General features: G+C 59.7%; 24 protein-coding genes. 13 read left to right on the top strand and 11 right to left on the bottom strand.

The window, feature by feature from the left end; translation table 11 throughout:
• Positions 1-3: 3 nt before the first annotated feature.
• The 4 genes from ACB032_RS11570 to hpt form a co-directional block, all read right to left on the bottom strand.
• Positions 4-1,155 (bottom strand): double-cubane-cluster-containing anaerobic reductase, encoded by a 1,152-nt coding sequence (locus ACB032_RS11570; protein WP_371137972.1) that lies wholly within the window; start codon positions 1,153-1,155, stop codon positions 4-6.
• Positions 1,156-1,389: 234 nt separating this feature from the next.
• On the bottom strand, positions 1,390-2,163 hold the full coding sequence (locus tag ACB032_RS11565; protein ID WP_324004585.1) for an ABC transporter permease: 774 nt from the start codon (positions 2,161-2,163) through the stop codon (positions 1,390-1,392).
• On the bottom strand, positions 2,160-3,077 hold the full coding sequence (locus ACB032_RS11560; RefSeq protein ID WP_254201615.1) for an ABC transporter ATP-binding protein: 918 nt from the start codon (positions 3,075-3,077) through the stop codon (positions 2,160-2,162). The genes ACB032_RS11565 and ACB032_RS11560 overlap by 4 nt, the downstream gene beginning before the upstream one ends.
• 111 nt (positions 3,078-3,188) lie before the next feature.
• Positions 3,189-3,719, bottom strand: coding sequence for a hypoxanthine phosphoribosyltransferase (gene hpt, locus ACB032_RS11555; RefSeq protein WP_011707288.1), 531 nt, complete (start codon positions 3,717-3,719; stop codon positions 3,189-3,191).
• A gap of 200 nt (positions 3,720-3,919) precedes the next feature.
• On the opposite strand from hpt, the gene ACB032_RS11550 reads away from it, so the two are divergent.
• On the top strand, positions 3,920-4,534 hold the full coding sequence (locus tag ACB032_RS11550) for a TetR/AcrR family transcriptional regulator (RefSeq protein ID WP_011707289.1): 615 nt from the start codon (positions 3,920-3,922) through the stop codon (positions 4,532-4,534).
• A gap of 74 nt (positions 4,535-4,608) precedes the next feature.
• Here ACB032_RS11550 and ACB032_RS11545 read toward each other — a convergent pair whose 3' ends face one another.
• Positions 4,609-5,220: a flavin prenyltransferase UbiX gene (locus tag ACB032_RS11545; protein ID WP_371137971.1), complete on the bottom strand. Its 612-nt coding sequence runs from the start codon at positions 5,218-5,220 to the stop codon at positions 4,609-4,611.
• Complete coding sequence (gene mpl / locus ACB032_RS11540; protein WP_011707291.1) at positions 5,217-6,587, bottom strand: UDP-N-acetylmuramate:L-alanyl-gamma-D-glutamyl-meso-diaminopimelate ligase; 1,371 nt, start codon at positions 6,585-6,587, stop codon at positions 5,217-5,219. Before mpl ends, ACB032_RS11545 begins: the two co-directional genes overlap by 4 nt.
• 178 nt (positions 6,588-6,765) lie before the next feature.
• Between mpl and ppa the strand changes: the two genes are divergently transcribed.
• Positions 6,766-7,296 (top strand): inorganic diphosphatase, encoded by a 531-nt coding sequence (ppa, locus tag ACB032_RS11535; protein WP_011707292.1) that lies wholly within the window; start codon positions 6,766-6,768, stop codon positions 7,294-7,296.
• Positions 7,297-7,321: 25 nt separating this feature from the next.
• On the opposite strand, the gene ACB032_RS11530 is transcribed toward ppa, so the two are convergent.
• Positions 7,322-7,684 carry a hypothetical protein gene (locus tag ACB032_RS11530; RefSeq protein WP_254197988.1) on the bottom strand — a complete coding sequence of 121 codons (363 nt, stop codon included), beginning with the start codon at positions 7,682-7,684 and terminating at the stop codon, positions 7,322-7,324.
• A gap of 124 nt (positions 7,685-7,808) precedes the next feature.
• Here ACB032_RS11530 and ACB032_RS11525 point away from each other — a divergent pair, with 124 nt between their 5' ends.
• The 11 genes from ACB032_RS11525 (at position 7,809) to ACB032_RS11475 (ending at position 18,370) form a co-directional block, all read left to right on the top strand.
• Positions 7,809-8,687, top strand: a complete 879-nt coding sequence (locus tag ACB032_RS11525; protein WP_219255656.1) for a hypothetical protein — start codon at positions 7,809-7,811, stop codon at positions 8,685-8,687.
• Between the two features lie 257 nt (positions 8,688-8,944).
• Positions 8,945-9,487 (top strand): YtfJ family protein, encoded by a 543-nt coding sequence (locus ACB032_RS11520; protein ID WP_011707296.1) that lies wholly within the window; start codon positions 8,945-8,947, stop codon positions 9,485-9,487.
• A gap of 44 nt (positions 9,488-9,531) precedes the next feature.
• Complete coding sequence (locus ACB032_RS11515) at positions 9,532-9,822, top strand: hypothetical protein (RefSeq protein WP_146061086.1); 291 nt, start codon at positions 9,532-9,534, stop codon at positions 9,820-9,822.
• A 35-nt stretch (positions 9,823-9,857) separates the two neighbouring features.
• Entirely contained in the window at positions 9,858-10,460 is a 603-nt protein-coding gene (locus ACB032_RS11510; RefSeq protein WP_371137970.1) for a DUF2796 domain-containing protein, read from the top strand.
• A gap of 4 nt (positions 10,461-10,464) precedes the next feature.
• A complete protein-coding gene (locus tag ACB032_RS11505; RefSeq protein ID WP_101616995.1) occupies positions 10,465-11,154 on the top strand; it encodes an ABC transporter ATP-binding protein in 690 nt (229 codons plus the stop codon).
• A gap of 76 nt (positions 11,155-11,230) precedes the next feature.
• Positions 11,231-12,478 (top strand): ABC transporter permease, encoded by a 1,248-nt coding sequence (locus ACB032_RS11500; RefSeq protein WP_011707300.1) that lies wholly within the window; start codon positions 11,231-11,233, stop codon positions 12,476-12,478.
• Positions 12,479-12,507: 29 nt separating this feature from the next.
• Positions 12,508-12,987 carry a DUF3299 domain-containing protein gene (locus tag ACB032_RS11495; protein WP_139706133.1) on the top strand — a complete coding sequence of 160 codons (480 nt, stop codon included), beginning with the start codon at positions 12,508-12,510 and terminating at the stop codon, positions 12,985-12,987.
• A gap of 139 nt (positions 12,988-13,126) precedes the next feature.
• Entirely contained in the window at positions 13,127-13,993 is an 867-nt protein-coding gene (locus ACB032_RS11490) for a TIGR03899 family protein (RefSeq protein ID WP_371137969.1), read from the top strand.
• 262 nt (positions 13,994-14,255) lie between these two features.
• Entirely contained in the window at positions 14,256-15,884 is a 1,629-nt protein-coding gene (locus ACB032_RS11485) for a PAS domain-containing methyl-accepting chemotaxis protein (RefSeq protein WP_371137968.1), read from the top strand.
• A gap of 598 nt (positions 15,885-16,482) precedes the next feature.
• A complete protein-coding gene (locus tag ACB032_RS11480; protein WP_371137967.1) occupies positions 16,483-17,421 on the top strand; it encodes an alpha/beta hydrolase family protein in 939 nt (312 codons plus the stop codon).
• Between the two features lie 181 nt (positions 17,422-17,602).
• Complete coding sequence (locus tag ACB032_RS11475; RefSeq protein ID WP_371137966.1) at positions 17,603-18,370, top strand: hypothetical protein; 768 nt, start codon at positions 17,603-17,605, stop codon at positions 18,368-18,370.
• 177 nt (positions 18,371-18,547) lie between these two features.
• Here the strand turns inward: ACB032_RS11475 and cysC are convergent, their stop codons facing one another.
• From cysC to cysD, 4 genes are all read right to left on the bottom strand, one after another.
• Positions 18,548-19,141, bottom strand: a complete 594-nt coding sequence (cysC, locus tag ACB032_RS11470) for an adenylyl-sulfate kinase (protein WP_371137965.1) — start codon at positions 19,139-19,141, stop codon at positions 18,548-18,550.
• A 145-nt stretch (positions 19,142-19,286) separates the two neighbouring features.
• Positions 19,287-21,011, bottom strand: coding sequence for an SLC13 family permease (locus ACB032_RS11465; RefSeq protein WP_371137964.1), 1,725 nt, complete (start codon positions 21,009-21,011; stop codon positions 19,287-19,289).
• 4 nt (positions 21,012-21,015) lie between these two features.
• Complete coding sequence (gene cysN, locus ACB032_RS11460; protein WP_371137963.1) at positions 21,016-22,443, bottom strand: sulfate adenylyltransferase subunit CysN; 1,428 nt, start codon at positions 22,441-22,443, stop codon at positions 21,016-21,018.
• A 24-nt stretch (positions 22,444-22,467) separates the two neighbouring features.
• The gene (gene cysD, locus ACB032_RS11455; RefSeq protein WP_039214485.1) at positions 22,468-23,376 is read right to left on the bottom strand and encodes a sulfate adenylyltransferase subunit CysD; all 909 of its coding nucleotides are present in this window, start codon (positions 23,374-23,376) and stop codon (positions 22,468-22,470) included.
• Between the last annotated feature and the right edge of the window lie 93 nt (positions 23,377-23,469).

Genomic DNA, 23,469 nt, shown 5'->3' with positions numbered 1-23,469 from the left:
TCCTCACAGCATTTCGATAAAGGCCGCCAACCGGGTAGCCAGTTGTCCCTTGTCGGCGCTGGAGTAGTCGGTCTCCACCGCCATGTAGGGGATGCCGTGGCGATCGCGTACGTGGCGCTTGATGGCGAGCGACTCCACCGCATAGGTGTGACAGGCCTGCAGGATCACGTCGATCACCCCGTCCGCCTGATACTCCTCCACCATCTGGCTCAGCAGCTTCATGCGCTGGTGGTTGGGGGAGATGCAGGAGCAGCCGATGGCCAGATACTTGTCGGTCAGCGCATCGAACAAGTCGCCCTCCTCGCTGACGCACTGCTCGGTCGCCTTGGCGCCGGTGCAGTTCTCGTAGCCCACCACCCAGCCGCCGTGCTCCTCGATGAGGCGCACCACCTTGTCGGCGGCGCCACCGATAGGGCAGCCGGTGATGAGGATGCGCGGACGGGCATCGAGCCGTTTGCCCTCGGCGTACTCGGCCTTGATGCGGTGGGTCATATCCTGCAGCTCGCTGATGAGCTGCTCCTTGTCGAAGCGGAAGGTGGCGCCATAGACCACCTTGAGGAGGTCGGTGCCGCTCAGCGCCGGTGGATTGAGCTGGCCCAGCCGGTAGAAATCGGCCAGCGCGCGGCGCTCGCGGTTCTTCAGCACGATGGCGTCGCGCAGCGCCTGCTCGCTGATGGGGTTGCCGAACTGCTGCTCCAGCAATGCCTTGAAGCGAACGATTTCGCTGCGCCACAGGGTGCGGGAGGCCTCGTCATCGGCACGGTTGGGCAGCTGCATCACGTGCACTGGTTTGAACTCGGCCATGTACTCGTACATCTTCTTCTTGCCATCGCAGGTGGTTTCGCCCACCACCAGATCGGAGAAGTAGAAGTAGGGGCACTTGTCGGTCTTGCCGAAACCGTAGCTGCTCTTGATGAGCGGGCAGAGGTTGCGGGGCAGATCTTTCTCGGCCTCCTCGATGGTCTCGTCGCTGGTGGAGCAGAGCGATACCACCACGGCGCCGGCGGCCATCGCCACCTCTTGCGGCATGAAGGTGCAGTAAGTGCCGACCAGGGGGATCTGTCGCTCCTTGAGTGCCATCACGGCCAGAAAGCCCTGACGGCGGGCATCTGAAAAACTGTCGAAAATGGCTGGCAACTCGGTGATCAGTGACATAGGCGATCCTGCCCTGGTGAGAAAAAGAAGAGACGGAGGGCCTCCATGGTGCAGACCTTCCAACCGCGGAAATTATACCTTTGGGGGTAATCTGAAAATTGCGGTGGATCACAAGGTGCCGGATAAAACCTTGATAAGAGAGCGGTTATTGACCCTGTTCGAGAGGGAGCCAGCACAGGAGAGGTAAAAGAGGCGGCAAAAAAACGGGCACCCCAGGGTGCCCGTTGCATTGCATTAGTGGCGCAGCCCGGTGCCGCGGGAAATGAGCCACCAGGCCAGACCGTAGAGAGCCACGATGAAGCCGATGATGATGAGATAGGCGGTACCGAGCGGCACGTCGGAGATCCCGAGGAAGCCGTAACGGAACGCGTTCACCATGTAGATGATCGGGTTCACCTGGGAGACCCCCTGCCAGAAGGACGGCAGCAGGCTGATGGAGTAGAACACCCCGCCCAGGTAGGTGAGCGGCGTCAGCACGAAGGTGGGGATGATACTGATGTCGTCGAAGGTCTTGGCAAACACCGCGTTGATGAGGCCGCCCAGTGAGAAGAGGATCGCGGTCAGCAGCACGGTGAAGCAGACGCTGAACAGGTGGTGGATCTGAAGCGGCACGAAGAACAGCGACACCAGGGTGACGATGAGACCGACGCAGAGGCCGCGCGCCACGCCACCGCCCACGTAGCCGGCGATGATGACGTAGTTGGGCACCGGTGCTACCAGCAGCTCCTCCACGTTGCGCTGGAACTTGGCGCTGAAGAAGGAGGAGGCGACGTTGGAGTAGGAGTTGGTGATCACCGACATCATGATGAGGCCGGGCACGATGAACTCCATGTAGCTGAAGCCCCCCATATCACCGATGCGGCCGCCGATGAGGTTGCCGAAGATGACGAAGTAGAGGCTCATGGTGATGGCGGGCGGCACCAGGGTCTGGATCCAGATCCGGGTGAAGCGGCTGATCTCCTTGGCCAGAATACTCTTGAAGGCGATGTAGTAAGTGGTCAGGTTCATGCTTTTCTCCCCTCCTCGACCAGGGTGACGAACAGCTCTTCCAGCCGGTTGGCCTTGTTGCGCATGCTCAATACCTGCACCTGCTGGCTCGACAACTGATCGAACAGGCTGTTGAGGGACTGGCTCTTGTCCAGATCCACCTCCAGGGTGCGTTCGTCTTGCATGCGGCCGTTGAACTCGGGCACGTTCGGCACGGCGGAGCCCGGCGCTAGATCCAGCATGAAGGTCTCGCGGCCCAGCTTGCCCAGCAGATTCTTCATGCTGGTGTTCTCGATCAGGCGGCCCTTGTCGATGATGCCGATGTTGCGGCACAGCATCTCGGCCTCTTCCAGATAGTGGGTGGTGAGGATGATGGTGACCCCCTGCTCGTTGAGATCCTTGAGGAAACTCCACATGGAACGGCGGATCTCGATGTCCACCCCGGCGGTCGGTTCGTCGAGGATCAACAGCCTGGGCTCGTGCATCAGGGCGCGGGCGATCATCAGCCGGCGCTTCATGCCACCGGAGAGAGTACGGGCCGGCATGTCGCGCTTGTCCCACAGGTCGAGCTGGCGCAGGTACTTCTCGGCGCGGATCTTGGCCTCGGCCCGCGGCACGCCATAGAAGCCGGCCTGATGGGTGACTATCTGGATCACCTTCTCGAACTGGCTGAAGTTGAACTCCTGCGGCACCAGCCCGAGCTGGGCCTTGGCCTCTTCCAGGTGAGTGTCGATGTCGTAGCCGAACACCTTCACCTTGCCGGCGCTCTTGTTCACCAGCGAGCTGATGATGCCGATGGTGGTGGACTTGCCCGCCCCGTTGGGGCCGAGCAGCGCGAAGAAATCCCCCTGCTTGACGGTGAGATCGATGCCTTTAAGGGCTTCGACGCCCCCCTGATAGGTCTTTTTCAGGCCGCTGATTTCCAGTGCGTTCATTGCAACCCCTGTGATGGCGCATCCCATCTCGAGACAGAAAAGGCGGCCAAGGCCGCCTGCAGACAGAAAATGGCGCTCTGCCACCTCGCCCGTGATATTCCTGAACCTTGCTTACTCTTGCGGTACTACCTTGCCGATGAACTTCAGATTGCGGTACTTCTGGGCATAGTCGATGCCGCAACCCACCACGAATTCATCGGGAATGGAGAAACCGATCCAGTCTACCGGCACCTGCACTTCGCGGCGGGACGGCTTGTCCAGCAGGGTGCAGATAGCCAGGGATTTCGGCTCGCGCAGAGAGAGGATCTCACGCACCTTGTTGAGGGTGTAGCCGGTATCGATGATGTCTTCGACGATCACCACGTCCTTCCCTTTGATGTCGTCATCCAGATCTTTGAGGATGCGCACGTCACGGGTGCTGTGCATGCCGGAGCCATAGCTGGAGGCGGTCATAAAATCCAGGGTGATGGGCAGCTGGGTCTGGCGGCACAGGTCGGCCAGGAAGATGCAGGAACCACGCAGCAGGCCGATCATGACCACTTCGTCAGAGCCCTGATAACGGGCGGTGATCTCTTCACCCAATTTGGCGATCCGGGCGGCAACTTCAGCCTCGGAGATCATCACCTCGACAGTGTGTTTCATCACTTACTCCATAATGGCCAAAGCGAATTTGGCCGTTCATTAACGTCAAAACCGATGATTCTACCATTCAAGCCGAAGGGCGTCAGGCATACGTGATGCTTTTATCGGCTTATTTTAATTGATAGAGTTAGCAGGCCCTCGGGCATTATCGGTGACAATACTATAAACACCATAATCAATAACTATTAGATGAAAAAACTATGGAACCACGCGCAGAAATAAGACGTCGAACCCGGCTTTCGCCGGAGGCCCGACGCAATCAATTGATGGAATGTGCCATCGAGGTGTTCTCCCGTCGCGGCATTGGCCGTGCGGGTCACGCCGAAATCGCAGAACAGGCCAAGGTCTCGGTTGCTACCGTGTTCAACTATTTCAACACCCGTGAAGAGCTGGTGGATGAAGTGTTGGCCGAGATCGAACGTTTCGTGCATCAGATGCTGGAACAGGCCTACACCGGCCAGGGCCCGGTCAGCGACAGCATTCGCCGCCACGTGAAGCTGTTTGTCGACGCCGCCTACGATCAGCCTGACCACGCCAGCATCTGGCTGGAGTGGAGCTCATCGGTGCGGGAAGAGGTCTGGCCCCGTTACGCCAAGCTGCTGGACAAGGCACTGGAGCGCATTGCACCCCACCTGCAACGCGCCATGGATGCCGGCGAGATCCAGAGCGTGCTGTCCGCCCAGGACTTGGCCCGCTCCCTGACCGGTTTTGGTTACGTCATGATGCAGATGATCAATCAGCCACAACGCCCGGACCGGGAAGAAGTGACCGATTTTCTGTTCAAGTACGTGACGGCCCCGATCCAGGCAGCCTAACCCGCTCCGTCAAAATAAAGCGGCGCCGAACTGTTCAGGTCGGCGCCGCTTTTGTTTGTCCGCAATCTCTCAGCTCACCCTTTGGCGTAGCCCCAGCGGCGGGTCAGATCGTGCTCGATCTCCAGATGATCGAGGATCCTCGCCACCATGAAGTCCACCAGATCCGCGATGCTCTTTGGCTCATGATAAAAGCCCGGCGCCGCCGGCATGATGGTCACCCCGAGCCGCGCCAGTTTCAGCATGTTCTCCAGGTGGATCGCCGAGAAGGGGCTCTCGCGGGGCACCAGAATGAGCTGGCCACGCTCCTTGATCACCACGTCCGCCGCCCGCTCCAGCAGGTTGTCGGAGGTGCCGTTGGCAATGGCCGACACGGTCCCCATGGAGCAGGGACAGACCACCATCTGCCTGGGCGCCGCCGAGCCGGAAGCCACCGGCGAGAACCACTCCTCCTTGCCGCAGGCCACTATCTGCCCCTCCTTGGCGCCATATTGACGACAGAGATAGGCAGAGAGCTCTTTGGGCGAGCCGGGCCACTCCTGCTGCTGTTCGGTCTTGAGCACCACACGAGCCGCCGAGGAGGCGAGCAGGTAGACCCGATAATCCGCCTGCACCAGGCATTCCAGCAGGCGCAGGGCATAAGGGGCGCCGGAGGCGCCGGTCAGCGCCAGGGTGATCGCTTTGTTCATAGCTGGCCGTGATAGTCCTTGAGGCGGGCGATCAGCTTGTCATGAATGCCGCCGAAGCCACCGTTGCTCATGATCAGAATATGATCGCCATCGCGGCACTCGGCCACCAGTCGGTTGATCAGAGTTTCCAGATCGTTGAACACCTTGGCCGGTCGGGTCATATGGGCGGTCACCTCGCCAAGATCCCAGCCGATGTTGGGCGGCTGGAAGAAGAACACCTCGTCGGCGCCATCGAAACAGCCGGCCAGCTCCTCCTTGTGAACCCCCAGCTTCATGGTGTTGGATCGGGGCTCCAGCACCGCCAGGATGCGGGCCTTGCCCACCTTGGCGCGCAGTCCGCCAAGGGTAGTCTCGATGGCGGTGGGGTGGTGAGCGAAATCGTCATAGACGCTGATGCCGGCCACCTCGCCTTTGAGCTCCATCCGCCGCTTGGGGGACTTGAACTGGCAGAGGGCCGCAATGCCGTGCTCCACCATGACGCCGGCGTGGCGGGCGGCGGCAATGGCCATCAGACCGTTGTTGACGTTGTGCTCGCCGATGCACTCCCAGTGCACCTCGCCCTGCTTCACTCCGTCCAGCCACACCTCGAAGGCGGAGCCGTCGTCTGCCAGTTTGACCGCCTTCCACTGGGCATCGTCCTGACCCACCAGCTCCACTTCGCTCCAGCAGCCCATCTTGCGCACGGCAGCGAGGTTCTCATCCCCCTTGGGGAAGAGCACCCGGCCGTTGCTCGGCACGGTGCGCATCAGGTGGTGGAACTGACGCTGGATGGCGGCGAGATCCGGGAAGATATCCGCGTGGTCGAACTCCAGGTTGTTCATCACCAGAGTGCGCGGGTGGTAGTGGACGAACTTGGAGCGCTTGTCGAAGAAGGCGCAGTCATATTCGTCCGCCTCAATGACGAAGAAGGGGGCGGAGCCGAGGCGGGCGGAGACCGGGAAGTTGCCGGGCACGCCGCCGATGAGGAAGCCGGGCTCCAGCTTGGCGTATTCGAGCACCCAGGCCAGCATGCTGGCGGTGGTGGTCTTGCCGTGGGTGCCAGCGACGGCCAGTACCCAGCGATCCTGCAGCACGTGTTCCAGCAGCCACTGGGGGCCGGAGATGTAGGGCAGATTGCGGTCCAGCACATACTCCACACAGGGGTTGCCGCGGCTCATGGCATTGCCGACCACCACCAGATCCGGCGCCGGATCGAGCTGGGAAGGGTCATAGCCTTCGGTCAGTTCGATGCCCTGTTGCTCGAGCTGAGTACTCATGGGGGGATAGACGTTGGCATCCGAACCGGTCACCCGGTAACCAAGCTGTTTTGCCAACACCGCCAGACCACCCATGAAGGTGCCGCAGATCCCGAGGATGTGAATGTGCATACCGCTGCCTTTTCCAGTAAAGGGAGTGCGCATTCTAGCAAGGTGACGGCAATTTGGCAGACCCAAGCTGTGCGGTATCCACCAACTCTGTCGCAGTGGCCCTGAAATATGGTCATTTGACGCGACATCGCTATAATATCGGCCTGCAAACTTGACTCCAACACTCAAAGGAAACGTCATGAGCCTGAACCTGGTCCCGGCTGGCAAGAGCCTGCCCGACGACATCTACGTCATCATCGAAATCCCGCAGAATGCCGACCCGATCAAATACGAAGTCGACAAGGACAGCGGTGCCATCTTCGTTGATCGCTTCATGTCTACCCCGATGTTCTACCCGTGCAACTACGGTTACGTGAACGCCACCCTGTCTCTGGATGGTGATCCGGTCGACGTGCTGGTGCCGACTCCCTACCCGCTGCTGGCCGGCTCCGTCATTCGCTGCCGCCCGGTTGGCGTGCTGAAGATGACCGACGAATCCGGTGAAGATGCCAAGATCGTGGCCGTTCCGCACTCCAAGCTGACCAAGCAGTACGATCACATCAAGGATGTGAACGACCTGCCCGAGCTGCTGCGCGCCCAGATCCAGCACTTCTTTGAGCGCTACAAAGAGCTGGAAGCAGGCAAGTGGGTCAAGGTTGAAGGCTGGGGCGACAAGGCCGCTGCCGAAGCCGAGATCATCAGCTCTGCCGAGCGTTACGCTGCCAAGTAAGCGTATCTCTCGTGAAAAAGGCGCCTCAGGGCGCCTTTTTTATGGGCTGTTGCGGGCGCTGACCCGGCGTCACACCCGCAGGCTCCCCCTGGATATAGATGTCGCGCCCATCCTGTCGATAGGACCGATAGTAATCTCCTCCGCAGCGATAGCTGCCATCCTGATCGCTCATCAGCTCGCAGTTCACCGGCAGCACCTCCAGCCACTTGATGGCCTGCTGGAAACGCAGCCACTCCTGCCACTCATGCTCCCGCGCCAACTTGTCCCGCAGGGCAAAGGTATCCGCACTGGACATCCCCTGGTTGACGATGACCGGCCCCGCCGCGGCCGGCAAGGCGGCCAACAGCAGCAACAACGGTGTGATTCGCTTCATGACGGTTTCCTGCATGACTTATTTCCAGAATTAAATTAAAAGCCCGATCAATCTGTTATCAAAATCACAAATGCCAGACTCATCCAAAATCGGCCAGCTCACCTAGTTGTTTATTATCACCCTGAGCAGGATGCACATCATGAAACTGGCACAAGGTCTGTTGTTGAGTCTAGTGTTCGCGTCCATGGCCGGGGCCAACGAGGTCACCCTGAGCTGGCAGTGGCAATCGGCCGACGGCCAGCAGAAGCATCTGCTACTGAACACGGATGAGCGGGTCATCTCCGCCAGCCGCCACGAGATGAGCCTGCTCGATGCTTCCCTCAACTATCCGCTGGAGACCCTCTACTCCTACATCAGCCCACGGCTCTACAACAGCATCAATCTGATCAATCAGACCAGCCCGGAGACCGCCACCAAGTTTCGCAATCTGGAGCAGGCTTTCACCCTGCACGACGACAGCATGGAGTCGACCCTGTTCTGGCAGGCCTATCAGCAATATCAGGACGACGCCTTTTATCAGATGCGGGTGGTGCCCTGCGTTCATCCCGCCAATCGCAAGCTGCCCTGCGTGCGTCCCAACTATTCGCAGCTGTTCTACCAGTTCAAGGGCGACCTGAGGCCCCTGGCGAAACAGTTCCTGGCCAAGGATCTGGCCACCAGCATCGGCCTGCTGCAGGAGTGGCTGAGCGGCATTCCGACCCCGCCCGAGCAGATGGACCACTTCGCGCCGCCGCTGCAAGCCTTGCAGAGCAACAAGGCCGACAGCGACGAGAAGGCATTGCTGATGGCCAGCCTGCTGGCCGAGCTGGCCCCCCAGTACATGCTCAGCATCATCTACCCGAACATCAGCATCGGCAGCGTCTCGCCGGCCTGGCTGGCCATCACCGCCGACAGCGGCCTGAAAGGGGATACCGTGGTGATCGGCAACCAGCGCCACGTTCTGCTGACCGGCTCGCCCCTGCTGGCCCAACAGATGACCATGGCCAAGATCCCGCTGGTAAGCGAACCGCTCTACTGAACCCTCCCCCTCACCTCCTGTCTGGCTGCAGGCCGCAGCCAGACTCCTCAAACCAGTTGATAAGCAATTGATTTTTATCGACTGCGTGCCATCCTAGCCGCCTTTGCCAGCCAGGTCCCGCGCTGGCGGGCAGGCAAGCGGGCCAATCACACGTTTATTTAACACTTCTTAAACAGATCCGATCAGTTTAGGATGAGTACTGCCCCATTCCCTCAATGCAAAAATCGTTATAACATAACAAAAGGAGTGTCATCAGGATGAAACATCTCGTACTTACTCTGGCGCTGCTGCCAACGCTGGCTCTGGCTCACAACATCAAGGAGTCAGCCCAGGTGCCGCTGGTCAACATCAGCGACAAGGGTGAACTGGTTCTGAAAGAGAAAGAGATCAGCTATCAGCCCTGGCAAAGCAAGGTGCTGGCCGGCAAGGTCTTTCTGATCCAGCACATCGCCGGTCGTTCCAGCGCCAAGGAGCTCAACGCCCCCATGATCGAAGCGATCAAGGCGGCCAAGCTGCCCCACGACAAGTACCAGACCGTCACCATCATCAACAGCAATGACGCCATCTGGGGCACCTCCGGCTTTGTGAAGAGCAGTGCCGAGGACAGCAAGAAGGAATTCCCCTGGTCCGCCATGGTGCTGGATGCCAAGGGCATGGCCCGCAACGCCTGGGATCTGGCGCCGGAAAGCTCGGCCATCATCCTGCTGGACAAAGAAGGCAAGGTGCTGTTTGCCAAAGATGGCCAGCTCGATGCCAACAATATCGCTACCGTGATGGGGCTCATCAAGTCCCATCTCTAAGTCAGAGAGAAGGGGCGCTGATGGCGCCCCTTTGATAGGGGTCTATGGGTCGTACCAAGCTGAAAATCTGGTTGTTGCTGCTGGGCTGGTTGTGGTTGCAACCGGTGCTGGCACAACATCCGCTGGAAGCCGACCTGCCCGGCCACAACCACGCCTGCGTCCTCTGCGCCCTGCATCTGGATGGCAAGCTGGCACTCACCCCAACCCTGGTCATCCCGTCTTCACAAGTGGTCATCGGCAAGCTCGTTGATGCCGCCTTCCCCAAACCTCATGCCACCCCGTCAGGCCAGTGCCGCATTCGCGCGCCGCCACTGTTTCATCGCTTATCCGGCTAAATCCATTTTTCAATAAATTTTTCAAAGGATTAACGATGAAAGCAGTCACCCTGTTACTGGCGGCCGCCGCATTTGGCGTGCAGGCAAACCACGATGAACACGACGGTCACGGCCACGGCGCCCACGAGCACGGCCACGGCCACCTCAATCTGGTGCTCGATGGCAACCAGCTGATGATCGAGCTGCAGGCCCCCGCCGCCGATCTGGTGGGCTTCGAGCACGCCGCCAAGAGCGACGAGGAGAAGGCGCAATACGCCAAGGCCATGGCTCAACTCAAGCAACCCGACGCCCTGTTTCGCTTCGACCCGGCCGCTGGCTGCAAGCTGACCCAGCAGGAGCTGCAGGCCGCCAAGGAAGATCACGACCACGATCATGACCATGACCATGACCATGACCATGACCATGACCACCAGAAGTCTGACGGCAAGCACGACGAACACCAGCACGACGACGCCGGTCACGCCGACATGGGCGCCATGTACACCTACACCTGCGCTACCCCGGCCAAGCTGACCGGGCTGGAGGCCACCCTGTTCAGCGTCTATCCGAGCCTGGAGAAGCTGAGCGTGCAGGGTATCCTGCCCAGCGGCCAGACGGCAGCCGAGCTGACCCCCTCCGCCAACAAACTGAGCTGGTAACGCCATGAAAAATGCCGTGGTTGAGATCCGCGATCTGGCCTTTGCCTGGCCGGGTCACGAGGTTGTACTCGATCTGCCCGCCCTCACCATCAGCAAGGGAGAGCGGGTGTTCATCAAGGGACCGTCGGGCTCCGGCAAGTCGACCCTGCTCGGCCTGCTGGCCGGGATCCAGACCGCCAACCACGGCACCCTGGAGGTGCTGGGCCAGCCGCTGGCCCGGCTCTCCGGCCGTGCCCGTGACCACTTCCGGGCGGCCAATCTGGGTTACATCTTCCAGCAGTTCAACCTGCTGCCGTTTTTATCCGTGCAGGACAACGTCACCAGCGCCCTCACCTTCTCCCCCGAGAAGCGGGCCCGGCTGCAGGGCAGCCCGGCCGACGAGGCGCGCCGCCTGCTGCGGGAATTGCAACTGCCCGAGGAGGCGCTGCACAGACCCGTTCATGCCCTCAGCATCGGCCAGCAGCAACGGGTGGCCGCCGCCCGCGCGCTGATCGGCTCACCGCCGCTGGTGATCGCCGACGAGCCCACCTCGGCCCTCGATACCGACAACCGGGCCGCCTTCATCAAGCTGTTGTTCGAGGAGTGCGACAAGCAGGGCTCGACCCTGGTCTTCGTCAGCCACGACCCCTACCTCGAACCGCTCTTCCCGCGGGTGGAAAACCTGCAACAACTGAACAGGAGGGCCGCATGCTGATCCCCCTTCCTCACTGCATCGCCCCGCTCAACGCCAGGCGCCCCCATGCGGCACGACCACAAAACCGGAGGGCATCATGCTGAAACTCGCCCTGCAAAGCCTCTGGGCCCGCCGCCTCACCGCCGGGCTCACCCTGCTGGCCGTCGCCATCAGCGTCACCCTGCTGCTCGGGGTGGAGCGGGTACGCAACCAGGCGCGCGAGAGCTTCGCCAATACGGTGTCGGGCACGGATCTCATCGTCGGCGCCCGCTCCGGCCAGGTGAACCTGCTGCTCTACTCGGTGTTTCGCATCGGCAATCCCACCAACAACGTGGGCTGGGATGCCTATCAGGCCATCAAGAACCAACGCGGCATCGCCTGGACCATCCCGCTTTCCCTTGGCGACTCCCACAAGGGGTTTCGCGTGCTTGGCACCAATGGCGACTACTTCACCCACCTGAAGTACGGCCAGCAGCAGGCGCTGGAGCTGCGTGAAGGGCGAGCGTTCGACACCCCGTTCGAGGCGGTGCTCGGCGCCCAGGTGGCCGAGAAGCTCGGTTATCATCTGGGGCAGTCCATCGTCATCGCCCACGGCGCGGGCAACACCTCCTTCAGCCAGCACGACAACCTGCCATTCAAGGTGGTGGGGATCCTGGCACCGACCGGTACCCCCATCGATCGCACCATCCACGTGCCGCTGGCCGGCATCGAGGCGATCCACCTGGGCTGGGACACCGGCCGTCACAGCAAGAACGTGACCGCCGAGCAGGCGCTGGCCCAGGATCTCACCCCCAAGACCATCACCGCCTTCATGGTGGGGCTCAGCAACCGGATATTGGCGTTCCAGCTGCAGCGCAGCGTCAACACCTACCGGGGTGAGCCGCTGATGGCGATCCTGCCGGGGGCCGCCCTGCAGGAGCTGTGGAGCCTGATGAGCGTGGCGGAGACGGCACTGTCGGTGATCGCCGGCTTCGTGGTGGTGGCGGGCCTCATCGGCATGCTGACCACCCTGCTGGCCGGTCTCAACGAGCGGCGCCGGGAGCTCGCCATCTTGCGCTCTCTCGGCGCTGGCCCCGCTCACCTGTTCCTGCTGCTGGCGCTGGAGGCGATGGCTCTCACCACCGCCGGCATCGCGCTCGGGGTGGCGGTGCTCTACCTGGGGCAGGGGCTTGCCACCCCCTGGCTGCTCAGCCACTATGGCCTGCAATTGAGCCTGGGGCTGCCGAGCGCCCACGAGTGGCTGCTGCTGGGGCTGGTCTGGCTGGCCGGCATGGTGATCGGCCTGTTGCCTGCGGCCCGCGCCTATCGCTACAGCCTGAGCGACGGCATGAGCATTCGCGTCTAACCAGACGCCCATAAAAACGAGAAGGACAGATGATGAAGTGGAAAATTGTGGCGCTGCTGGCCGCCCTGCTGGCGCTGCCGGCCATGGCCGTGGAGTACAAGACCATCGACTGGGATGTGCTCATTCCCGCAGGTGAAAAACTGCTGCCGCCCCCCCAGGTGAGCCACGACGGCAATCTTGCATCGGTGCCGCAGCCGGTGGGCGGGGTCAACCAGAAGCTGGACAACCAAGCGGTGCGCATCCCGGGCTTCGTGGTGCCGCTGGAGGGGGATGCCAAGAAGATCACCGCCTTCCTGCTGGTGCCCTACTTCGGCGCCTGCATCCATGTGCCGCCCCCGCCTACCAACCAGGTAGTCTACGTGAGCTACCCCAAGGGGGCGCCGGTGGACGACCTGTGGGACGCCATCTGGGTGAAGGGCAAGATGCGCACGGTCAGCTCCAGCCACGAGATGGCCACCGCCTCCTACTCCATGGAGGCGGTCGAGGTGAGCGTCTACGAGGAGCAGTAACCAGCCACACACGGCCTCCCTCGGGAGGCCGTTTTGTTATCCGCGACGACCAGATCCCGGCCAGCCCCTGCCTGAGGGATTGCCCGCCATCCCGGTTGGAGTAACATTCAAGGCTAGACCTTGCGATCACGGAGCCAGCATGGCTGACCTGCCCCCGCCCAAGAAAGAGAGTTCCATCCTGAGCAGCCAGGAGCAGACCCTGCGCCTGGCCCGCAGCCGCGGTATCGACGGCATGCTCACTCGCAACAGCGACAGCACCTTCGAGCAGCGCGCCACCTTTCGCCAGCTGGCGGATCAGGCCGCCCGCCAGCGCAACCTGGAAGCCATCATGGTGATGGCCTCCCGCCACTGCGAGGAGACAGCCGCCGGCGGCGAGATGGACAGCGACTGGCTGACCCGCTTCCTGCAACTGGCGGAAGATATCAGCATGGTGCCCATGCAACAGCTGTGGGGCCGCATCTTCGCCATCGAGATCGCCACCCCGGGCCGCTTCTCCATCCGCGCGCTCTCCACCCTCAAGGAGATGACCCAGCGCGAGGCCCAGCTGTTCCAGCGCATCTGCTCCCTCTCCTGCCACTACGTGGGCAGCGACGAGCAGCGCCTGCTGTTGGGGCTGCACAAGGGGGCCAGCCTGCTCAGCCGCGCCCGGGTGACCCGGCTCGGCCTTGGCAAGTACCGCATCCCTTACAACGCCCTGCTGCAGCTGTTTGAACTCGGCCTGCTGCACCGGGGCGAGCTGGAGTCCGGCCCGCTGCCCGCTGACGGGGTGGAGCTGGAGTTCGGCGATCAGCGCTGGCGGCTGCAGCGCAAGCAGGCCAACATCACCCTGCTCTACTACCGGCTGACCCCGGTCGGCAACGAGATCGCCCAGCTGCTGCAGGAGCCGCCGCTGGAGGAGTACCTGCAGGATCTGAAAACCGTGCTGGTGCAGGGACTGCAGATCGAGACCATGATGCTGACCCCGCCCGCCGGACCGGAGCCTGCCCCGGTCGACCCTGCCCCCTGATCCCCTGGAGCCCGCCCCGGGCTCCGTGGTTTCGCACACCGCCGCAGCATCTTGCGAAATATCGACCAGCCGTTGCCAAAACGGTTCTCGAAATGCGAATCCTTCTCCATTTCGCTGCCAATAATTGCCCTCCTGGCTGAGCCAGGCTGACTCGTTTCACCTTCATCACCCGCTATTCATAAAATAATCATCAATCTCTGCGCGCTGGCTCATGACTTGCATTTGTCATACATCTTTCCAGCAACCCTGTTCCGGAGCCACCATGAGAATCAATCAACCCGTTACCCAGCGCGAACGCCTCTATCCGGAGCACCAGAGCCTGATCTCCACCACGGATCTGGAGAGCCGCATCACCTATGCCAACGACGAGTTTTGCCATATCGCCGGCTTCAATCTGGAGGAGCTGCAAGGGGAGCACCACAACCTGGTGCGCCACCCGGATATGCCCAAGCAGGCCTTCGCCGATCTCTGGCACCATATTCGGGCCGGCAAAAGCTGGATGGGGCCGGTGAAGAATCGCTGCAAGAATGGCGATCACTACTGGGTCAGCGCCTTCGTCACGCCGATCAAGGATGCCCACGGCAAGGTGGTGGAGTATCAATCGGTGCGTACCGCCCCCAGTGAGGAGATCAAGCAGCGGGCCGAGCGTATCTATGCTGGGCTGCGCGCTGACAAGGCCCCGCTGGCGCTCCGGCTGCCGACCTTCTCCCACACCCTGGCGATCGGGCTCTGCCTGCTGCTGAGCCTGACGGCCATGGTTGCGCTGGGGTATCAACAGGCAGCGCTCTGGCAGCTGGCCCTGGCGGCCGTACCGCTGCTGCAGGCAGCCATGATCACCCATGCCCTGGCCCGTCGCCTCGGCAAGCTCGACAAGATGGCCCGCAGCCGTTTCGACAACCCGCTGATGCAGTTGCTCTACACCAACAAGGTCGACAACATCGCCGCCATCGAGCTCGCCATGCTGATGAATCAGGCCGAGTTCAACGCCGTGCTGGCACGCACCCAGCAGACCTGCAGCCGGATCCTTCGTTCGGCCGAAGGCGATCTGCGCAATGCCGAGTCCATCACCAGCAACCTGCAGCAACAGCAGGCCGAGACCAATCAGGTCGCCACCGCCATCACCCAGATGGCCGAGTCAATCCACGAGGTCTCCCACAGCTCCACCGCCGCCTCCGGCCTGCTCGATGAAACCGCCGAGCTGTTCCGGGAGGGCAACCGCAGCGTGCAGGAGACCATAGGGGCGGTCGAGGGGATGCACAGCGAGCTCACCACCTCAAAAACGGTGATCCACACTCTGGCGGCACAGTGCCGGGACATCGACGGCATTCTCGATGTCATCAACAGCATCGCCAACCAGACCAATCTGCTCGCCCTCAATGCAGCCATCGAGGCAGCCCGGGCCGGCGAGGCGGGCCGCGGCTTCTCGGTGGTGGCGGATGAGATCAGATCCTTGGCCATCAAGACCCAGTCCTCCACCGGCGAAATCCAGAAGATGATCACCCTGCTGCAGGCCAGTGCAGGCAATGCCGAACTGGCGATGGAGAAAGGGGGGCAACTCTCCGCCAGCTGCCAGCAGAAGGCCTCCGCCACCGGCACCATACTGCAGCAGATCAACAGCATGTTGCAGCAGGTCGCCTCCGGCAGCAGCCAGATAGCCCAGGCCGTGCAGGAGCAGTCCCAGGTCACCGCCGATATCGATCGCAACGTGCTCAGCATCAAGACCCTGGCCGATGACTCAAGCCAAGGCAGCCAGCATGCCGTACAGGGCATCAACCAGCTGGTACGACAGCTGAGTGACCTGGATCGGCTGGTACGCCAGTTCCAGCAGCAGCCCGTCCCCCATCAATTCGACAACCCCAGACCCAGCGGCCAGGTAGTGCTGGCCCGCTGACCCCAAGACCGTGCGCTAACAACAAAAAAAGGCCCCTGTCGTCACCGGCAGCGGGCCCATTTATCTCTTGTGGATCATGCAGAGCTGACCGCATGGAGACACCCACCCCATCACTGGCCCAACCTTGATGCCCTCACCCTGGCATCTGTGCTGCGCCTCACTCAACAGCGTCACGGCCCCGCAGTTCATTCCCCCGTCCAAATGCGCAGCGAGCATTTAACAAACAAGGGCGCGGAGCTCCCCCATCGCTCGACCGCCACCCCATGCAGCTCAATTTATTGATCCTGCTCGAGAAAGCACTCACTCCCCCTTCCCTAAAAGGCTCCGTTCGGTAACATAACCATCAGATCACCTCTTGTCGGAGTCAGCCATGTACCAGACCAGAGCAACACCGCAGGGAAAGCGCAGCAGACTGGAGGCTGAAATTCAGGGGCGGTAGCCTTGCCCGATGAAATAGATAAACGAGTGGCAGCACAAATACATTCAGATACCAGGGAATGTGAGTTTTCAGCCGCTGCTATAAAAGCGATAAAATTATTCAAGTTGTCGGGTTATCGGATCATTAATAACTTCCATCTTATTACTGCCAGGGGCCAAAATGAAAATTCGAGCGATATTTTTACTTTTGCTCTTTTTGACATTCACTAGTAATGCTGAAGATATCACCACCCGCACAGCCAGCAGGTGGGATGGCTCGCCTATCTCCTATTATTTGGCCCAACATTCCCACGATGCAGAGACACTGCTGTTGATTCTGCAAGGCTCTGATTGCAACAGTGTGCTTAACATTGATTCGATACTTTCCGACTATAAAAATGTTTGGCCAGAAGCTGACCTGTTGTTAATCGAAAAATATGGCATTGATAGCAAATTAAAATACAGTACCGATCCGGCACGCAAGGATTGTCCTGCTCAGTACCTTGAAAAGGACAGCCCTGCGCAGCGGGTAGCAGATATCAAGGTTGTGCTCGATACCGTTCGAAAAGATGGTCAATATAAGAAATTAATTCTCCTGGGCGGCAGTGAAGGGGCTGTGATCGCCAACCTGGTGACCGCAGATGTTAACTATATCGATGCCACCATCGCATTTAATGGTGGTGGCCGCTGGTTTATCGATGACGTCTCACACAGCATCGCGGTAAAGCATAAAAACCCCGCAGCGGCGAGAAAAGAGGTCGATGACTTTAAAGGGTTTGCCGAGCATGTTCTTAACAGCAAACCCTTTGAGCTTGAGGTGAGCGGACATGGCTATCATTGGTGGCAGCAGATGCTCTCCATCGATCAGCTTGATACCCTGCAAAACATAAAATCTCCTTTGCTGATCATTCAGGGTGGAATGGATACCTCGGTATCACCGCAAAAAACAGATGAAATGATGCAGCGCCTTAAAGAACTCGGGAAGAACAATATCGAGTATCGGCGTTATGAAAAACTCGATCATGGATTGAAGAACAGTGACGGGAAAAGTCAGCGCAAAGAGGTCGTCAGCGATATGAATATGTGGTTAAAGTCGAAGTTAAGTAACCCTAACCAATAAACTTGGTGGGGCTGCCTGGTAAATCACCTCTTTATACTGGCGATAAGCCACTTATTAATACACTACTCTCTTTGCCATCACTTATTGTCGATTTATAACATAAAATGGAAAACCTAACAAAAAGCAATGCGGGCCACTTCGTGGCCCAAAAATTAAAAACTGGCCTCTTAAGGATAAATCTGTGTCAAAACTTAAAATGACTCTACTCGAAAACTCAGTGAGTTTTTTCATTGAATCAGTCAAAAAAGCAATTAATGCAGAAACTGCAACGCAAGATTGGAAGCTGGCTATATTTTTACTCGTGCAAGCAATAGAGTTAATCCTTAAGGAAAAACTTAAAAACACTCATGAAATTCTCATCTATAGCAATATTGATTCACCAAAAAATACTGTAGACTTAAATTCAGCAATTAATAGATTAGCAAAAATTGATAACATTACATTGACAGCTGCCGATAAAGAAACATTAGAAAGTGCGGCAAAAATTCGCAATCAGATCGTACATTTTGAGTTTGAAGTCCCACTAGAACAAATTAAATCGCACTATATAATCCTTATGGGTTTTTACACTTCATTCTGTAATTCTCATCTTGACGTTGATGTGCTTGCAGAGTTAACTACTGGATTACACAAAAAACTATTGGCATTATCTAAATATCTTGATGAATTAGAAGCAAGGGCAATGCAACGATTTAAGCATGAAAATATTTCATCTGCTTCAATCTGCCAATGCCCTGCTTGTCAGCGTGAAACATTTAATCTGGAAAATAGAAAGTGTTATGTATGTTCCATAGAAAGATGGACATACCAATGCATTTATTGTTCTAAATTATCAATCGAAGATAATTGGAGTGTATACATACCTTTCGAAGAAATACCTGGCAAAATAAATAGATTCAAAAACATCTGCCCTGAATGTGAAATACATGTTCACTTAGGGAAAAAGTGAATGTGTATCCTATGAACAAAATATTATAATTTTAGCTATTTAACATCAACGGATTACCGGTGGGTGTTTCCGTGTTATGTGACTTGTTCGCAACTTACCAAGGGAAATATTTGGTAGGCAATAAACCAGGGAGCAAACGCCCCCTTATTTATCAATATTCGGTGCAGACAATCGACCTTAATCGATCAAGCCCCGCTGCCGCAGGGCGGTCAGCAGCTCATCCACCAGCGCGGCGACCGGCTTGCCGGCGTTGAGCAGATGGATTTCCGGCTGCTCCGGTGCCTCATAGGCGGAGTCGATACCGGTAAAGTTGCGAATTTCCCCTGCCCGCGCCTTCTTATAGAGCCCCTTGGGGTCGCGCTCCTCACAGACAGCGAGCGGCGCATCGACAAAGACCTCGACAAACTCCCCCTCGCCCAAGAGACTGCGCACCAGCTCGCGCTCGGCACGGAACGGCGAGATAAAGGCGGTGAGCACGATAAGGCCCGCATCCACCATCAGTTTTGCCACCTCGCCGACCCGGCGGATATTCTCCTGACGGGCGGCGTCATCGAAGCCGAGATCGCCGCAGAGGCCGTGGCGCACATTGTCCCCATCCAGCAGATAGGTGTGCTTGCCTTGCGCGGCCAGCGCCTGCTCCAGTGCCCCCGCCAGGGTGGACTTGCCCGCCCCGGAGAGCCCGGTAAACCAGATCACCAGCGGCTTTTGTCCCTTCTGCTCGGCCCGGCTCTGTTTGTCGACGGCATGGGCATGCCACACGATATTGCTCATTCACACTCCTTGCTTGGCGCGCGCGCCTCAATGCTGAAACGGTCTGGCTCCTTGAGCTCAGCCTCTGGCCACTTGCCACAGACGGGGCCATGGTCGTCGTGTATTCCTATTTCCTGCAAGGTACCAGGCCCCCAGTTGCGGCGCCTTAAAACGGAAACAGCAGGGGCACCATGACGATCACCCCGATGCTGTAGGCCAGGGAGACCGGCAGGGCCAGCTTGAGATAATCCGGCATCTTGTAGTTGCCCGCCGCATAGACCATCAGGTTGGTCTGGTAGCCGTAGGGCAGAATAAAGCTGGAGCTCGCCCCAAACAGCACCGCCAGAATGAACGGCATGGTGGAGACATCCATGCTGAGCGCCAGCTGATAACCCATGGGAAAGGCCAGCGCCGCGGCGGCGTTGTTGCTCATCAGCTCGGTCAGCACCAGGGTGAACAGGTAGATGCCGATAAAGGCGATCAAGGGGCTGGCCCCGTTGAACTCTCCCATCAGCCAGTCGGCGATGACCCGGGCCAGCCCGCTTTTTTCCAGCTGATCGGCGATGGCCAGCGCCCCGCCCACCACCAGCCAGATATCCAGCGGAAAGCGGCGGCGGATCTCGTCCAGGGTCAGGATGCGGGAGAACAGCAGCACCACCAGCATCACCAGCAGCCCCTTGAACAGCGGCACCAGGTCGAACACCGACAGCGCCAGCACCCCGAGAAAACCACCCACCACGGCGGCGCTGCGCGTGGCATCGAGCCGGGTGGAGGCTTCCAGCCCGCTCACCACCACGAACTCGCGGGAGAGGGACTTGTTGCCGGCAAACTTGGGGCCGGGGGCCAGCAGCAATGTGTCCCCTGCGTGCAGCTCAATCAGGCCGAGGCCACCGGTGAGCTGGGTCTCGCCCCGGCGCACCGCCAGCACCACCGCATCGAAGTGGGTGCGAAACTCCGCATCCTTGATGGTCTGGCCCACCAGCCGCGAACTGTGGCTGACGATCACCTCCACCAGGTGCTGGCCGTTGAGGCGGTGCTGGCCGTAGAGATCCAGCCCCTTGAGCTCCTGCAGCACGCCGACACTCTCCACATCGCCGCAAAACAGCAGCATGTCCCCCTCGTGCAACTCGTGTTCCGGCTGCACCGGGCAGATCACCTGGTTGCCGCGAATGATCTCGGCGAGATAGAGGCTTTTCAGGCTACGCAGGCCGTTCTCCTTGACGCTGCGCCCGGCCATGGGCGAGCCGGGGCCCACCTTGGCCTCGAGAAAGTAACCAGATTCGCGGCTCATCTCGGTGTCCTGCTCCGGCAGGTGGCGGGCAAACAGCAGCACGGCAATGAGGCCGGTCAGCAGGGTCCCCGCCCCCACCATAAAGAAGTCGAACATGCCGAGCGGCTTGGCCCCCATCTTGATGAGGAAGCTGTTGACGATGAGGTTGGTGGAGGTGCCGATCAGGGTCAGCACGCCACCAAAGGTCGCCGCGAAGCACATGGGCAACAGCAGCCGGGACGGCGCATGGTTGGGGTTGCGTTTGACTGCCCCCAACATGGAAGCCACCACGGCGGTGTTGTTGACGAAGGCCGACAAAAAGGCGGTGGAGAACCACACCTTGACCAGCACCTTGTTGAACGAGCCGGTGCCCACCAGGTTGGCGAACCAGCTCATGACCCGGGTCTTCTCCACCGCGAGCGATACCAGCAGCAACAGCACCAGGGTCAGCAGGGCGCTGTTGGTGTAGCCCGCCACCACGGCGTTGATGTCCGCCAGGCCGCTCAGATAGGTGATGAGCACGGCGCCCGAGAAGAGCAGCGCCGGCCTGAGTTTGCCCTGGATCAGCAGGACGACGAGGGCAGCCAGCAGACCCAGCACCAGGGATTGTTGCCAGGTCATGGGCTTATTCCTTGCTTGCGTCGTTGCTGATGGTCAGCGCCTGCCAGTGGGGGAAGTGCTTGCGCACCAGGGCGTTGAACTCGACTTCGAACTCGCTGTAGTGCCCTGTTGCCACTTTAGCGGCCAAGCCCTCCACTATCATGCCGGCACCGACGGTGACGTTGGTCAGCCGGTCAATGAGGATGAAGCTGCCGGTATCGCGGATCTCCTGATACGGGTCGAACGCCACCGGGTCGGTCAGGCTCAGCTCGCACAGGCCGATCTCGTTGAGCTTGAGTTCGCTCGCATCCAGCTCATCGAGCTTGTTGATCTCGATGCGGTGGCGGATGGCCTCCACCTGGCCGCGACTCTTCTTGGTGGCCAGCTTGACGTCGTAGACCCGGCCCGGTTGCAGGGACTCCTCCCCCATCCAGACGATGTGGGCCAGCAGGTTCTGGGTCACCAGCGGCTTTCTGGCGGCATCCACCAGCAGATCGCCACGGCTGATGTCAATTTCGTCGGCAAAGGTGACCGTGATGGCCTGACCCGGCAGGGCGTACTCCAGATCCCCGTCGAAGGTGACGATGCGGGTCACCGTACTCTCTTTGCCGGATGGCAGCACCGCCAGCTTGTCGCCGACCCGCAGGATGCCGGAGGCCAAGGTCCCCGCGAAACCGCGAAAATCGAGGTTGGGGCGGTTGACGTACTGCACCGGCAGGCGCACCGGGTGGCGTTCCAGCTCGCGCTCCACTTCAGCTGTTTCAAGCAGGGCGAGCAGGGTTTCGCCCTGATACCAGGCCAGCTTGTCGCTTGGGTTCACCACGTTGTCACCGTCCAGCGCCGAGACCGGCACGATATGGATGGTGTCGACGCTGAGCTTCTTGGCGAATTCGCGGTACTCCAAGCTGATACGCTCGAACACCTCCTGGCTGAACTCCACCAGATCCATCTTGTTGACCGCCACCACGAACTGCTTGATGCCAAGGAGGCTCGCGATAAAGCTGTGGCGGCGGGTCTGATCCAGCACCCCCTTGCGGGCGTCGATCAATATGATGGCCAGATCGCAGGTGGAGGCGCCGGTGGCCATGTTGCGAGTGTACTGCTCGTGGCCCGGGGTATCCGAGATGATAAATTTGCGCTTGGCGGTGGAGAAATAGCGGTAGGCCACGTCGATGGTGATGCCCTGCTCGCGCTCCGCCTGCAGGCCGTCTACCAGCAGCGCCAAGTCCAGCTTCTCGCCGGTGGTGCCGAGTTTCTGGCTGTCGGACTCCAGCGCTTTCAACTGATCTTCATAGATCTGCTGGGAGTCGTGCAGCAGGCGGCCGATGAGGGTGCTTTTGCCGTCGTCGACGCTGCCGCAGGTGAGAAAGCGCAGCAGGCTCTTGTGTTGCTGGGCGTGCAGGTAGGCTTCAATGCCCTGTTCGCTGATGGCGGTCTGAATGTGGTTGTTCATGTTGCGATTCCTTAGAACATTTTTTTAGAAATAGCCCTGACGCTTCTTCTGCTCCATGGAGCCGGCCTGATCGTGGTCGATGAGCCGCCCCTGCCGCTCGCTCGAGGTGGTGAGCAGCATCTCTTCGATGATCTCCGGCAGGGTGGTGGCAGCGGATTCGATGGCACCGGTCAGCGGGTAGCAGCCGAGGGTACGGAAGCGCACCAACTCTTGCTTCACCTCATCTTCAGGGCCGATGGGCATGCGCTCGTCATCCACCATGATCTTGATGCCGTTGCGCTCCACCACCGGGCGATGGGCCGCAAAGTAGAGCGGCACTATGTCGATGTTCTCGAGGTAGATGTATTGCCAGATGTCGAGCTCGGTCCAGTTGGAGAGCGGGAACACCCGGATACTCTCCCCCTTGTTGACCTGGCTGTTGTAGACGCGCCACAGCTCCGGGCGCTGGTTTTTCGGATCCCAGCGGTGAGACTTGTCGCGGAAGGAGTAGACCCGCTCCTTGGCACGGGACTTCTCCTCGTCGCGGCGGGCACCACCGAAGGCGGCGTCGAAGCCGTATTTGTTGAGCGCCTGCTTGAGCCCCTCGGTCTTCATGATGTCGGTGTGCTTGCCGCTGCCGTGCACAAAGGGGTTGATGCCCATGGCGAGGCCGTCCGGGTTCTTGTGGACGATCAGATCCAGCCCGTACTTTTTGGCGGTCTCATCGCGAAACTTGATCATTTCCTTGAACTTCCAGTCGGTGTCGACGTGCAGCAAGGGGAACGGGATCTTGCCCGGATAGAAGGCCTTGCGGGCCAGGTGCAGCATGACGGAGGAGTCCTTGCCGATGGAGTACATCATCACCGGGTTTTCAAATTCGGCAGCCACCTCGCGGATGATGTGGATGCTCTCGGCTTCCAGCTGCTGCAAGTGGGTCAGTCTTTCACGGTCCATGTCTGGGTCCTCGGTTCATTGCTAACGCGCTTGGTCAGGGCGCGGTGTTGGTTCAGGTCGGTGCCGCCATGGCCGCACCGTCAAATCGATGGA

The sequence above is a fragment of the Aeromonas sp. S5(2024) genome, assembly GCF_041403025.1.
Taxonomy (GTDB): Bacteria; Pseudomonadota; Gammaproteobacteria; order Enterobacterales; family Aeromonadaceae; genus Aeromonas; species Aeromonas hydrophila.
This window is presented reverse-complemented; position numbering and strand designations above follow the sequence as displayed.

Excerpts from the sequence above, each read along its gene's own strand:
- ACB032_RS11570 (WP_371137972.1), bottom strand. The coding sequence starts at position 1,155 with ATGTCACTGATCACCGAGTTGCCAGCCATTTTCGACAGTTTTTCAGAT.
- ACB032_RS11565 (WP_324004585.1), bottom strand. The coding sequence starts at position 2,163 with ATGAACCTGACCACTTACTACATCGCCTTCAAGAGTATTCTGGCCAAG.
- ACB032_RS11560 (WP_254201615.1), bottom strand. The coding sequence starts at position 3,077 with ATGAACGCACTGGAAATCAGCGGCCTGAAAAAGACCTATCAGGGGGGC.
- hpt (WP_011707288.1), bottom strand. The coding sequence starts at position 3,719 with ATGAAACACACTGTCGAGGTGATGATCTCCGAGGCTGAAGTTGCCGCC.
- ACB032_RS11550 (WP_011707289.1), top strand. The coding sequence starts at position 3,920 with ATGGAACCACGCGCAGAAATAAGACGTCGAACCCGGCTTTCGCCGGAG.
- ACB032_RS11545 (WP_371137971.1), bottom strand. The coding sequence starts at position 5,220 with ATGAACAAAGCGATCACCCTGGCGCTGACCGGCGCCTCCGGCGCCCCT.
- mpl (WP_011707291.1), bottom strand. The coding sequence starts at position 6,587 with ATGCACATTCACATCCTCGGGATCTGCGGCACCTTCATGGGTGGTCTG.
- ppa (WP_011707292.1), top strand. The coding sequence starts at position 6,766 with ATGAGCCTGAACCTGGTCCCGGCTGGCAAGAGCCTGCCCGACGACATC.
- ACB032_RS11530 (WP_254197988.1), bottom strand. The coding sequence starts at position 7,684 with ATGCAGGAAACCGTCATGAAGCGAATCACACCGTTGTTGCTGCTGTTG.
- ACB032_RS11525 (WP_219255656.1), top strand. The coding sequence starts at position 7,809 with ATGAAACTGGCACAAGGTCTGTTGTTGAGTCTAGTGTTCGCGTCCATG.
- ACB032_RS11520 (WP_011707296.1), top strand. The coding sequence starts at position 8,945 with ATGAAACATCTCGTACTTACTCTGGCGCTGCTGCCAACGCTGGCTCTG.
- ACB032_RS11515 (WP_146061086.1), top strand. The coding sequence starts at position 9,532 with ATGGGTCGTACCAAGCTGAAAATCTGGTTGTTGCTGCTGGGCTGGTTG.
- ACB032_RS11510 (WP_371137970.1), top strand. The coding sequence starts at position 9,858 with ATGAAAGCAGTCACCCTGTTACTGGCGGCCGCCGCATTTGGCGTGCAG.
- ACB032_RS11505 (WP_101616995.1), top strand. The coding sequence starts at position 10,465 with ATGAAAAATGCCGTGGTTGAGATCCGCGATCTGGCCTTTGCCTGGCCG.
- ACB032_RS11500 (WP_011707300.1), top strand. The coding sequence starts at position 11,231 with ATGCTGAAACTCGCCCTGCAAAGCCTCTGGGCCCGCCGCCTCACCGCC.
- ACB032_RS11495 (WP_139706133.1), top strand. The coding sequence starts at position 12,508 with ATGATGAAGTGGAAAATTGTGGCGCTGCTGGCCGCCCTGCTGGCGCTG.
- ACB032_RS11490 (WP_371137969.1), top strand. The coding sequence starts at position 13,127 with ATGGCTGACCTGCCCCCGCCCAAGAAAGAGAGTTCCATCCTGAGCAGC.
- ACB032_RS11485 (WP_371137968.1), top strand. The coding sequence starts at position 14,256 with ATGAGAATCAATCAACCCGTTACCCAGCGCGAACGCCTCTATCCGGAG.
- ACB032_RS11480 (WP_371137967.1), top strand. The coding sequence starts at position 16,483 with ATGAAAATTCGAGCGATATTTTTACTTTTGCTCTTTTTGACATTCACT.
- cysC (WP_371137965.1), bottom strand. The coding sequence starts at position 19,141 with ATGAGCAATATCGTGTGGCATGCCCATGCCGTCGACAAACAGAGCCGG.
- ACB032_RS11465 (WP_371137964.1), bottom strand. The coding sequence starts at position 21,011 with ATGACCTGGCAACAATCCCTGGTGCTGGGTCTGCTGGCTGCCCTCGTC.
- cysN (WP_371137963.1), bottom strand. The coding sequence starts at position 22,443 with ATGAACAACCACATTCAGACCGCCATCAGCGAACAGGGCATTGAAGCC.
- cysD (WP_039214485.1), bottom strand. The coding sequence starts at position 23,376 with ATGGACCGTGAAAGACTGACCCACTTGCAGCAGCTGGAAGCCGAGAGC.